General features: G+C 72.3%; 11 protein-coding genes. 6 read left to right on the top strand and 5 right to left on the bottom strand.

Features of this window, described 5'->3' with window-relative positions; genetic code table 11:
• Positions 1 to 161: 161 nt before the first annotated feature.
• Positions 162 to 2,246 (top strand): MDR family MFS transporter, encoded by a 2,085-nt coding sequence (locus tag ACE1OA_RS06235; protein ID WP_432752432.1) that lies wholly within the window; start codon positions 162 to 164, stop codon positions 2,244 to 2,246.
• A 24-nt stretch (positions 2,247 to 2,270) separates the two neighbouring features.
• On the opposite strand, the gene ACE1OA_RS06240 is transcribed toward ACE1OA_RS06235, so the two are convergent.
• Entirely contained in the window at positions 2,271 to 2,714 is a 444-nt protein-coding gene (locus tag ACE1OA_RS06240) for a YchJ family protein (RefSeq protein ID WP_384866276.1), read from the bottom strand.
• A 168-nt stretch (positions 2,715 to 2,882) separates the two neighbouring features.
• On the opposite strand from ACE1OA_RS06240, the gene ACE1OA_RS06245 reads away from it, so the two are divergent.
• Entirely contained in the window at positions 2,883 to 4,664 is a 1,782-nt protein-coding gene (locus ACE1OA_RS06245) for a hydroxysqualene dehydroxylase (RefSeq protein ID WP_432752433.1), read from the top strand.
• A 37-nt stretch (positions 4,665 to 4,701) separates the two neighbouring features.
• Here the strand turns inward: ACE1OA_RS06245 and ACE1OA_RS06250 are convergent, their stop codons facing one another.
• Complete coding sequence (locus ACE1OA_RS06250) at positions 4,702 to 5,088, bottom strand: VOC family protein (protein WP_356776646.1); 387 nt, start codon at positions 5,086 to 5,088, stop codon at positions 4,702 to 4,704.
• A gap of 17 nt (positions 5,089 to 5,105) precedes the next feature.
• Here ACE1OA_RS06250 and ACE1OA_RS06255 point away from each other — a divergent pair, with 17 nt between their 5' ends.
• Entirely contained in the window at positions 5,106 to 6,449 is a 1,344-nt protein-coding gene (locus ACE1OA_RS06255; RefSeq protein WP_432752434.1) for a 6-phospho-beta-glucosidase, read from the top strand.
• Positions 6,450 to 6,517: 68 nt separating this feature from the next.
• The gene (locus tag ACE1OA_RS06260; RefSeq protein WP_384866270.1) at positions 6,518 to 8,419 is read left to right on the top strand and encodes a M64 family metallopeptidase; all 1,902 of its coding nucleotides are present in this window, start codon (positions 6,518 to 6,520) and stop codon (positions 8,417 to 8,419) included.
• Positions 8,420 to 8,660: 241 nt separating this feature from the next.
• Here the strand turns inward: ACE1OA_RS06260 and ACE1OA_RS06265 are convergent, their stop codons facing one another.
• The 3 genes from ACE1OA_RS06265 to ACE1OA_RS06275 form a co-directional block, all read right to left on the bottom strand.
• The gene (locus ACE1OA_RS06265; RefSeq protein WP_356600496.1) at positions 8,661 to 9,467 is read right to left on the bottom strand and encodes an SAM-dependent methyltransferase; all 807 of its coding nucleotides are present in this window, start codon (positions 9,465 to 9,467) and stop codon (positions 8,661 to 8,663) included.
• Positions 9,468 to 9,544: 77 nt separating this feature from the next.
• Positions 9,545 to 9,781 (bottom strand): DUF397 domain-containing protein, encoded by a 237-nt coding sequence (locus tag ACE1OA_RS06270; RefSeq protein ID WP_137992288.1) that lies wholly within the window; start codon positions 9,779 to 9,781, stop codon positions 9,545 to 9,547.
• On the bottom strand, positions 9,782 to 10,654 hold the full coding sequence (locus tag ACE1OA_RS06275) for a helix-turn-helix domain-containing protein (protein ID WP_147976581.1): 873 nt from the start codon (positions 10,652 to 10,654) through the stop codon (positions 9,782 to 9,784). It abuts the gene before it with no gap.
• A 258-nt stretch (positions 10,655 to 10,912) separates the two neighbouring features.
• On the opposite strand from ACE1OA_RS06275, the gene ACE1OA_RS06280 reads away from it, so the two are divergent.
• Complete coding sequence (locus ACE1OA_RS06280; protein WP_147976664.1) at positions 10,913 to 11,338, top strand: ATP-binding protein; 426 nt, start codon at positions 10,913 to 10,915, stop codon at positions 11,336 to 11,338.
• A 5-nt stretch (positions 11,339 to 11,343) separates the two neighbouring features.
• Positions 11,344 to 11,748 (top strand): hypothetical protein, encoded by a 405-nt coding sequence (locus ACE1OA_RS06285; protein ID WP_432752435.1) that lies wholly within the window; start codon positions 11,344 to 11,346, stop codon positions 11,746 to 11,748.
• Positions 11,749 to 11,773 lie beyond the last annotated feature (25 nt).

Genomic DNA, 11,773 nt, shown 5'->3' on the forward strand with positions numbered 1-11,773 from the left:
GCCGGACCTGCCCGTCCCACCGGACCCGCGCCGCGGCCGGCACGGGCGCGCGTGCGGCCGGACTCCGCGCAGGTCACGGGCTCGGCGAGGGCGACCGCCCGCCGCACCGGTTCGGCCGTCCCCCGCATGCGGGCCGCGTCGCCCGGTGTGAGGCTGCGAGGGTGACCACCACCAGCGAAGCCGCCCCCGCACCGCAGGCGACCGAGCCCCCGGTGCTCGACGGCCGCCGCCGCAACATCGTCTTCGGCACGATCATGCTCGGCGTGCTCCTCGCCGCGCTGGACCAGACGATCGTCGGCACGGCGCTGCCCACCATCGTCGCGGACCTGGGCGGCGCCTCCCACATGTCCTGGGTGGTCACCGCCTACCTGCTGGCCGAGACCGTCGCCACCGTGCTCGTCGGCAAGTTCGGCGACCTCTTCGGCCGCAAGGTGATCTTCCAGATCTCCGCGATCGTCTTCATCACCGGTTCGTTCCTGTGCGGTCTCGCCACCAACATGAGCCTGCTGATCACCTGGCGCGGGCTCCAGGGCATCGGCGCGGGCGGCCTGATGGTGACCTCCATGGCTCTCATCGCCGACGTGATCCCGCTGCGCGACCGCGGCAAGTACCAGGGGGCGATCGGCGCGGTCTTCGGCGTCTCGACGGTCATCGGCCCGCTGCTCGGTGGTCTGTTCACCGACCACCTGACCTGGCGCTGGGCGTTCTACGTCAACGTGCCGATCGCGATCCTGGTCGTCATCGCGGCGGCCCGCACGATCCCCTCCGTCCGCTCCGCGAGCCGCCCGGTCATCGACTACGCGGGCATCGCGCTCGTCGCCGTCGGTTCGAGCGCCCTCATCCTGGCGACCAGCTGGGGCGGCAACGAGTACGCCTGGGGCTCCGCCGTCATCATCGGCCTCTTCGCCGGCGGCCTGATCGCCCTCGCGCTCTTCTGCTGGGTCGAGACCCGGGCCGCCGAACCGATGCTCCCCATGCGCCTGTTCGCCAACCCGGTGTTCACCGTGTGTTCCGTGCTGAGCTTCGTGGTCGGCTTCGCGATGCTCGGCTCGATGACGTTCCTGCCCTCGTACCTCCAGTACGTCGACGGCGACTCGGCGACGGTCTCCGGCATCCGGACCCTCCCCATGGTCGTCGGCCTGCTGATCGCCTCGATCTACAGCGGCAACGTGGTCAGCAAGACGGGCACCTACCGCATCTTCCCGATCGTGGGCTGCGCGGTGATGGGACTCGGTCTCTTCCTGCTGTCACTGATGGGCACCGGCACCAGCGCCTGGCTGGAGTCGCTGTACATGTTCGTCCTCGGCGTCGGCATCGGCCTGTGCATGCAGGTGCTGACGATCGCCGTGCAGAACACGGTCGAGTACGCCGACCTCGGCACCGCCACCTCGGGCGTCACCTTCTTCCGCACGCTCGGCAGTTCCTTCGGCACGGCCGTCTTCGGCACCATCTACACCAACGCCCTGGGGCCCAACCTGAGCCAGGGGATCGCCGAGGCGGCGGCGATCGCCGGCACCGGTGACGCGGCGGCGATCGCCGCCGCCGCACGGAGCCCCGCCGGGGTGCACGGACTGCCGGACGAGGTGGCGGCGCCCGTCGTCCAGGCGTACGCGGACACGCTCCACACGGTCTTCCTCTGGACGGTGCCGGTGGCCGCCGTCGGCTTCGTGGTGGCGCTGTTCCTCAAGCAGGTCCCGCTCCGGGACTCCGCCCGGGCCTCCGCTCCCGACATGGGCGAGGGGTTCGGCTCACCCACGATGTCGGGCGACTCGGCCAAGCTGCTGGAACTCTCGGTCGGCCGGATCATGCGGCGGATGGATCTGGAGACGGCCCGAAGAGTCGTCTCCGGCTCGGACACCCGGCTCGACACCGCGGGCGCGTGGGCGGTGATGCAGGTCGAGCTCTTCACCCGGCTGGTCGGTCACGCCAGCCTCGGCCTGATCTCGGCGGGCCGGCGGGTGCCCCCGGAGGTCCTGCTGCCGGTCTTCGACCGGATGGTGGACGAAGGCTATCTGACCCGGGAGGGCAGCCTGCTCTCGCACACGGCGGCCGGCAGCCGCGAGGCGCAGGTCATCACCCGCGCCTGGTCGGACTGGCTGAGCGAGCGGATCGAGCGGGAGCGCGGCCGGCCGAGCGGACCCGAACTGCGGGCCGCGACGGACGCCATCGCGAAGAAGCTCATCGCGGAGGACCTGGCGAACGGCCTGCCACGCGGTCCCCGCGAGCCGGTCGGCGTCACCTCCTGACCGCGCCGGCGCGGGGCACGGGCCTCACTCGACGAACTCGCCGTCCACGTAGACCCAGGCCCCCTCGTGCCGGGTGAAGCGGCTCCGCTCGTGGAGGGCACCCTCCTCGCCGCCGTGCGCGTAGCGGGCGACGAACGTCACCGTGCCCTGGCCGTGGAAGGCGGAGCCGTCGGTGGTCTCCCGGATCTCCAGACCCCGCCAGCGCAGCGACGGGTCGAAGTCGACCTCGCCGGGGCGGGTCTCCGGTGCCCAGGTGCGCAGCAGGTACGGCTCGTCGCGGACGACGAAGGCGCTGTAGCGCGAACGCATGAGGAGCTCGGCGGTGGGCGCGGCGGCGGTGCCCGCGTGGAAGCGCCCGCAGCAGTCCCCGTAGACCGCGGCGAGGCCGCAGGGGCAGGGCGAGGCCGCCGTGACGGCCGGTGCGGCGGGGGCGGCGGATCGCCGGGGGCGGGCGGTGCGTCGGGACATGACCCCATTGTCCCCTGTCGTCTCCGGTGGTCCGGTGGGGCCTCCCGGAACACGGGGGCGGGATCGCGCCATGTGCGAATCGGGCCCGCGGCTGTCTTCCGGGGGCGACGGGGCAGCCCTATGCTCCTGCGCCGGACGTCGGGTTACCTCCGGTAAAGGGGTTGGGGCATGGACCGTACGGGCACCTCGCGACGCACCCTCATGGCGGGCGCGGCCGCCGTCACCGGAGCCGCCGTCACGTCGGTCGCCGCCGGGGCCGCGCCGGCCGCCGCGGCCGGACCGGCCCGGGCCCCGTCCGTGGCCGTGCTGGGCGGCGGTGTCGCGGGCCTGACCGCCGCCCACGAGCTGGCGGAGCGCGGCTTCCGCGTCACCGTCCACGAACGCCGGGCGCTGGGCGGCAAGGCCCGCTCCATGGACGTGCCGGACAGCGCCCGCGGCGGACGGCGCCCGCTCCCCGCGGAGCACGGCTTCCGGTTCATCCCCGGCATCTACCACAACCTCCCCGACACCCTGCGGCGCATCCCCTTCCCCGGGAACGCGAACGGCGTCTGGGACAACCTCGTCGCGCCGGCCGAGATGTCCTTCTCCCGCACCGGCCGCGAGGACCTGCGCATCCCGCTCCCCTGGCCCGGGCACCGGCCGGCCGAGCTCACGCTCGACGAGATCCGCCGCGCGCTCACCGCGCTCCTGGACACCGCAGGATCCATTCCCCTCCACGAGACCGCGTACTTCGTGAACCGGTTCCTGGTCTTCCTCACCAGCTGCGACGAGCGGCGGGACGAGGTGTGGGAGCGCACGCCGTGGTGGGAGTTCCTGCGGGCCGACCGGATGAGCTACGACTACCAGCGCATCCTCGCCGTCGGACTGACCCGCAACATCGTGGCGACCAAGGCCGAGGAGGCCAGCACCCGCACGGTCGCCACCCTCCTGGAGGCCTTCGCCTTCAACGCGCTGGGGCGCGGCGCCGACGGTCCCCTCGACCGGATCCTGAACCTGCCCACCAACGAGGCCTGGATCGACCCGTGGGTGGCCCATCTGACCGGCCTGGGCGTGGAGTTCCGGATCGGCTGGACGGTACGGGAGCTGGCGTACGACTCCGGTGCCCGGCGGATCGGGGCGGTCGTCGTCGAGGACCCGCAGGGCGCCACCCACCGGGTGACCGTGGACCACTACGTCTGCGCCATGCCGGTGGAGCACGCCCGCCGGACCTGGGGCGCGGCGCTGCGGGCGGCCGATCCGCAGCTGGCCCGGTGCGACCGGCTGCAGACGGACTGGATGACGGGCATCCAGTTCTATCTGACCGAACGGGCGCCGCTGCTCGCCGGGCACGCCAACTGCATCGACTCCCCCTGGTCCCTGACGGCCATCCAGCAGGCCCGCCACTGGCCGGCGCGCGACTTCGCCGCCGACTACGGCGACGGGGCGGTCGTGGACTGCCTCTCGGTGGACATCTCCGAGTGGGACCGGCCGGGGATCCTCTACGGCAGGACCGCCAAGCAGTGCACCCGCGCGGAGGTGGCCAGGGAGGTGTGGGCGCAGCTGAAGGCGGCGTTCAACGACACGGGCCGCACGGTCCTGAAGGACGGCGCCCTGCACTCCTGGTTCCTGGACCCGGGCGTGGACGGCCTCGGCACCCCGAACCCGACCAACGAGGACCAGTTGCTGATCCATCCGGTCGGCACCTTCCACAACCGGCCGCGGGCCGCCACCGCCGTCCCGAACCTCTACCTCGCCGGCGACTACGTGGCCGTCGACATCGACCTGGCGACGATGGAGGGCGCGAACGCCTCCGCCCGGCAGGCGGTCAACGCGCTGCTCGACCGCACGGGGTCGACCGCGGCCCGCTGCACGGTGCGGCCGCTCTTCCGGGCGCCGGAGCTGGAGGGGTTCAAGCGCCATGACCGCTTCCGGTACCGCCTCGGCCTGCCGCACGCGCTCGACGTGGGCTGACCCCCGGCGGCACCGGAGCCCGGAACGGCCCCGCGCGTCAGGGCCGGTAGCGCAGCGGATGGTCCTCGGGCACCTCGACGACGGCGATGCGGACCCCGTCGGGGTCCGCGATCCACATCTCGACCAGCCCCCAGGGTTCGGTCACCGGCTCCCGCAGGACCTCGACGCCCCTCCCCCGCAGCTCCTCGTGCACGGCGCGCACGTCGGCGACCTGGAGCCAGAGCCGGAGCTCCGGCGAGGGCGACGGGGCGTCAGCGCGCCCGGAGACCTCGAGGAAGCCGCCGCCCAGGAAGTAGACCGTGCCGCGCTGCGGCCCGGTGCCGAACTCGCGGTGGACCGCCAGCCCCAGCGTCTCCCCGTAGAAGCGCCGGGAGCGCTCGGGGTCGGCGGGCCGCAGGAGGATCCGGCTGCTCAGTACGTGCATCCGAGTAGCGTACGACCATGAAACTGACGATTCTCGGAGGCGGCGGATTCCGGGTCCCGCTGGTGTACGGAGCCCTGCTCGGCGACCACGCGGAGGGGCGGGTCACCCACGTCACGCTGCACGACCTGGACGCGGGCCGGCTCTCGGCGATCGCCCGGGTCCTCGCCGAACAGGGCGCGGGGGTGCCGGACGCGCCGGAGGTCACGGCGACGACGGACCTCGACGAGGCCCTGCGCGGGGCCGACTTCGTCTTCTCCGCGATCCGCGTGGGCGGGCTGGAGGGCAGGGCGGCGGACGAGCGGATCGCGCTCGCCGAGGGGGTACTCGGCCAGGAGACCGTCGGGGCCGGCGGCATCGCCTACGGGCTGCGCACGGTGCCGGTCGCGACGCACATCGCGCGGCGCATCGCCGCCCTGGCGCCGGACGCCTGGGTCATCAACTTCACCAACCCGGCCGGTCTGGTCACCGAGGCGATGTCCCGGGTGCTCGGCGACCGGGTCGTCGGCATCTGCGACTCCCCCGTGGGGCTGGGCCGCCGGGTCGCCCGGATCCTGGGGGCGGACCCGGACGAGGCGTGGATCGACTACGTGGGCCTCAACCACCTGGGCTGGCTGCGGGGCCTGCACGTCGGGGGCCGCGACCAGCTGCCCCGGCTGCTCGCGGACGAGCGGGCGCTCGGCTCCTTCGAGGAGGGCCGGCTCTTCGGCCCCGAGTGGCTCCGCTCGCTGGGCGCGATCCCCAACGAGTACCTGCACTACTACTACTTCAACCGGGAGGCGGTGCGGGCCTACCGGCAGGCGGAACGGACGCGCGGCGCCTACCTGCTGGACCAGCAGGCGGGTTTCTACCGGGAGATGGGCAAGCCCGGCACGCCTCCGCTGGCCGCCTGGCACCGCACACTGGCCGACCGCGAGGCCACGTACATGGCGGCGAACCGGGAGGCGGCCGGGATCGGTGAGCGCAACGAGGAGGACCTGGAGTCGGGCGGCTACGAGAAGGTGGCGCTGGCGCTCATGCGGGCCGTCGCGCGCAACGAGCGCGCCACGCTGATCCTCAACGTCCGCAATCGCGGCACGCTTTCGGCGCTCGACGCGGACGCGGTCGTCGAGGTGCCGTGCTTCGTGGACGCGACGGGCGCCCACCCGGTGACCGTGGCTCCCCTGCCGTACCACGCGGTGGGGCTGGTGACGGCCGTCAAGGGCGTGGAGCGGGAGGTCCTGGCGGCGGCGGAGAGCGGCTCGCGGACCACGGCCGTCAAGGCCTTCGCGCTGCATCCGCTGGTGGACTCCGTCGCGGTGGCGCGGCGTCTGCTGGCCGGGTACACGGACGAGCACCCGGGTCTGGCCTATCTGCGAAGCTGACATGGACGGCCGATGACGGCCGACGGACACCTTTACGTCACTCGGGGCGCGGCCTACGCTCGCGCCCCATGACCTCACATGGCATACGTTTCCGGCGTGCGCGAAGGACGGTGGCCCGGCTCACCGTGGGCTGTCTGCTGACCGTCGGTCTGGTGGGAGCCGGACCGGCGGTCGTCGCCGCCCCGACGGTCGCGGACACCGCCACCGTCGTCCCCGTCCAGACCACCGGCCCCGCCGAGAAGCGCTTCAACCTGGTGGTCATGGGCGACGGCTACACGGCCGAGGAGATGCCGCGGTTCCGCGCCGACGTGGAGAAGCACCTGAACGTGCTGTGGAGCGTCGAGCCGTTCGCCTCGTACCGCTCGTACGTCAACGTGTGGGCGGTGGAGGTCCCTTCGCGCGAGTCGGGCGTGGACTGCGACCCCGCGCTGGACGCCCCGCGCCGGGACACCGCCCTGGGCATGGGCTTCTGGGGCGGCTGCGATCCCGGCAGCGTGCAGCGGCTGCTCACCGTGGACGGCCGGCTCGCCGGCGCCCTGGCCGACCTCGTGCCGGGGACGACCGGAGCGAACCGCCAGATCGTCGCCCTGGCGCACAGCGACACCTACGGCGGCGCGGGCGGCAGTTACGCGACCGCGTCGGGCGGGAACGCCCTCTCCGCGCTGATCACCCCGCACGAGATCGGGCATTCGCTGGGCAAGCTGCAGGACGAGTACGACTACTACGCGCGGGGTGTCCCGGGCGGGTCCTACTCGGGGCCCGAGCCGGCCTCGGCGCACCACACCCTGCTCACGGAGGAGCAGATGCGCGCGCAGCGCGCCAAGTGGTGGCGCTGGCTGGGCGAGGAGAGCGAGTCGGGCGGCGTCCTCGGCCGCCACGAGGGCGGGATGTACAGCACCCAGGGGGTGTGGCGGCCGAGCCGGCACTCGCTGATGAAGACCCTCGGCTACGCCTTCGACCAGGTGGAGCGGGAGGTGATGGTCCAGGCGATCTCGGCCAAGGTGGACCTCGTCCAGGACCACACGGACGACTCCGCCCCGCTGGGCGCCGACCGGACCGTCTGGGTGGACACCCTGCACCCGGTGGGCGGTGAGCTGTCGGTCCGCTGGCGGCTGGACGGCCGGCGGCTGGCCACCGGCGGCTCCCGCACCGTGGACCTGCGGAGCCTGCGCCTCTCCCCCGGCGCGCACACCCTGACCGCGACGGTGAGTGACCCGACCCCGTTCGTCCGCGACCCGGCGGTCCGCGAATCGGCGGCGCTGACCCGGACCGTGAGCTGGACGGTGGACACCCGTCTGACCACACCGACGCGGGAGACGGAGGCCGCGTTCACGGGGCACACGGCGACCGGGACCCCGGTCGGCGCACGCTCCGTCGTGTACGCCGACACCACCCATCCGACGCGCCGCACGCTCGCCGTGCGCTGGGCCCTCGACGGCCGTACCGTCGCCGATGACGGCAACGACCGTGATCTCGACCTGCGTTCGCTGCGCCTGTCCCCCGGAACGCACACGCTGACCGCCCGGATCCCGGGCAGCCGGGCCGAGTTGAGCTGGACCGTCGACGCGCGGCCGGCGACGGCGGCGTACGAGCTGTCGAAGCCGCTGCGGACCGAGCGCCGGCCGGGCGGGGGCGTCGAGTACGTCTACGACGCCGCGTTCACCATGCGGCTGACGGCCCGGGACGACCGGCCGGGCACGGTGGTGAGCCAGTTCCGGGTGGACGGCGACGGCTGGTACACGTACTACGGCTGGCCGACGGACGCGGAGGCGCCCTTCCTCTTCTCGCCGTCGGGCACGGTCGTCGACGGTCTCGTGTACGGCAAGCTGGGCCGCAGCCGGGCCGTGCCGTGGGACGACGCGACACCGGACTACGGCACGCACACGGTGGAGTACCGGACGGTCGACGCCGCCGGGAACGTGGGCACGGCCTCGTCGTTCCGGGTCACCCTGGTGAAGCCGGGCGCCTAGGTCCTGTCCGGGCGATCTTCTCGGGCCCGCGACGACGGCTGCGGCGTCTCGCGGCGTTGTCGGAGTCGCCCGAGTACGCCCAGTACGAGGGCGATCCTCCGCCTTGCGATACACCACATCCGACGCCGCGGGCCGAGCCTCGAAGACCGCCCGGACAGGACCTAGGGCCGCCGGCATGAGAAGGGGCCCGCAGCCCTCACGGTCTGCGGGCCCCTTCCGTGGAGGGACGGGCGGGACGCGGTCAGGGCTTGCGGCCGACCGCGGCCCAGCCCGGGATCGGGTCGTCGCCGAGGACCGGGACGGGCTCGCCGAGCTCCGGGTGCCACTCGGCCGTGAGCGAGACACCGGGCTCGACGAACTCGAGTCCGTCGAAGAACGCGGCCAGCTCGTCGCGCGACCGGGGCCGCAGGGTCAGGCCACGCGCCCGGTACATCCCCGCGGCCTTCGCGGCGCCCTCGGGGTCGAAGTCCCCGGTGACGTGCGAGAGCACCAGATAGCTGCCGGGTGCGAGCTTCTCCACGAGCTTGCCGACCAGGTCGTACGCCCCGTCCTCGTCGCCCACGAAGTGCAGCAGGGCGAGCATGGAGAGGGCTATCGGCTGGTCGAAATCAAGGACCTTTCCGGCCCTTTCGAGGATCATCTCGGGCTCACGGGCGTCCGCCTGGATGTACTCGGTGGCCCCTTCGGGGGTCGAGCGCAGCAGGGCGGCCGCGTGCGCGAGCACGATCGGGTCGTTGTCGCAGTAGACGATCCGCGACTCGGGCGCCACCTGCTGGGCTATCTGGTGCAGGTTGGGCTCGGTCGGGATGCCGGTGCCGATGTCCAGGTACTGGCGTACGCCGTTGGCGCCGAGCCAGCGGATGGCGCGGTGCATGAAGGCCCGGTTGACGCGGGCCATGTCCCGGCCCCGGGCGTCGACGGTGAGCAGCTGGCGGGCCATCTCCTCGTCGACCGGGTAGTTGTCCTTGCCACCCAGGAACCAGTCGTACATCCGCGCGGGATGCGGCTTGCTGGTGTCGATCCTAACGGCTGCGGGGTCCTGGGTCATCGGGGCTCCTGGTCGGCGGAGAGAACTACTGGCACTGCAGCAAGAGTTACGCGACGAGCGGGGTGTGACGGAAGAGGTCAGGTGAGCAGAAAGTCTGCCTGACCTGATTTCGCTCCCTGGATGAAGGCGGCGATCTCGCCGTGGGTGTAGATCAGGGCGGGACCTTCAGGGTCTGCGGACTGTCGCACGGCGACTCTGCCGTCGGCCAGCTTCATGGCCTCCACGCAGTTGCCCCCGTTCCCGCCGCTCCACGGCTTGTGCCAGCCTTCGGCACCGAGATCCGCGGCGGGCATGCCGTTGTATATGCGATCCATTCACAGCTCCTTGCGGAGATTCCGGAGAATCTCCTTCGTGCGTTGTGCAGTCGCGGCCTGGGCCGCCATGCGGTCCATGACCTCGAGATGGGAGGCCACCTCCGGGCGCGCGTCGAGGTAGACGGCGCCGGTCAGGTACTCGCTGTAGACCATGTCCGGGAGTTCGGGCATGGCGAAGCGGAAGAGGACGAACGGTCCGTAGGTGCCGGGGTGGTGGCCGGACGCGAACTCCGCGATCTGCAGGGTGACGTTCGGCAGCTCGGACGCTTCGAGCAGCCGGTCGAGCTGGTCGCGCATCACTTCGGGCCCGTCGCCGACCGGTCGGCGGAACACCGTCTCATCCATGATCACCCAGAACTTCGGGGCGTCGTCCCTGGTCAGCAGGGACTGGCGCTCCATCCGCAGGGCTACATGCCGTTCGGTGTCCTCGTCGTTCTCGGCATCTCTGCCGCCGACCGCCCCGCTGCGCAGAATGGCGCGGGCGTACCCCTCGGTCTGGAGCAGACCGGGGACGAACTGCGGTTCGTACGCCCGGATGAGGCTCGCGGCCCCCTCCAGGCTGACGTACATGGAGAACCAGCCGGGCAGCACGTCGTGGAACCGCTGCCACCAGCCGGGAAGGTTGGCCTCCTCGGCGAGGGCGACGAACCCCTCGGCCTCGGAGTCGGTGATGCCGTACGCCTTGAGCAGGAGCTGCACGTACGGGATCTTCAGCGCGACTTCCGCGGTCTCCATGCGCCGGATGGTCGCCGGAGCGACGCGGAGGACCTTGGCGGCCTCCTCCCGCTTCAGGCCGGCCCGCTCGCGGAGATCCTGCAGACGCTTGCCGAGAACGACCTGTCCCACCGTGGGGGCGGACCGCGGCTCGCTCACTCTCAGACCTCCCCGACGCGCTGTTTCGACCGAGTGTGCCATGAACAGCGCCAGAGAGAACACAGCACTCTGCAATTTTCAGAGTGCCACTTGCCAAGTGTCCGCGTCGGGAGCACAGTATTCCGGTGAACCAGTACGTGCTGCTGTCGTGCGCCGTCACGACCGTCGCGATGTACGGCACTGCTTACCCACTGTTGTGAGGAACCGGTCGTGGCTTCTGGTAACGCGCTTCCCCCAGGTCTCATGGGCCCCCGCGTCATGACCCAGCGCCCACATACCGCCACCTCCCGGCGTTTCGCCTTCGAGCTGCCCGCCCGCACGGAATCCGTCTCGCGCGCCCGCAGGCTGGCCGAGGAGCGCCTCATCCTGTGGGGCTGCGACCCCGACATACGCGACACGGTGACGCTGATCGTCTCCGAACTGGTCACCAACGCCGTCGTCCACACCGCGAGCAGCTACGTCGTCTGCGAACTGCGCGAAGGTGAAGAGCAGTTGCGGATAGCGGTACGGGACGAGGGAGGCGCGGCCGACCCGCGCATACGCGACTGCGGCGAGGACGAGCGGGGCCGCGGCCTGCTCCTCGTGGACGGCCTGTGCAGCGCCTGGGGCGCCGACCGCACCGGCCACGGCACGGCCAGAGTCGTCTGGGCGGAGCTCGCCCACGGCATGGGCAACCCGTGCTGAGGTCGATGGCGACCCTGCTGAACTCCAGGGGACGCAGGCCGACCGGCTCCGTCGCGACCCGGCTGATCGTCCCCGCGGGCCTCAGTACCGCCCTGGGCTGCGACGCCGTCGGAGTGCCCGCGCGGCACGGCTTCCGCGTCCTGTCCCGCCTCCCCTCCAAGGGCTGTGTCTACGCGGACACGGACTGGTGGTGGTGGCTCGTCCCCGCCGGCTCCGACCTGGACCTGACCTGGCCCCTACCGGCCTGCTACGCCCCGGGGGCGGACATCCCCGACCGCGGCCCGCGGCTCATCCACCGGCCCGACGGCACGTCCCCGTACACCCCTCCGATCCCGCTCTACCTGCTGGCCTGCCAGCTCACCGGGATCACCCCGTCCTGGAACGTCCCGCCGGTGCGCAGCGCACTCTAGGTCCCGTCCGGGCGGACAGGACCTG

It is taken from the genome of Streptomyces sp. JL2001 (assembly GCF_050917515.1).
Classification (GTDB): Bacteria; Actinomycetota; Actinomycetes; order Streptomycetales; family Streptomycetaceae; genus Streptomyces.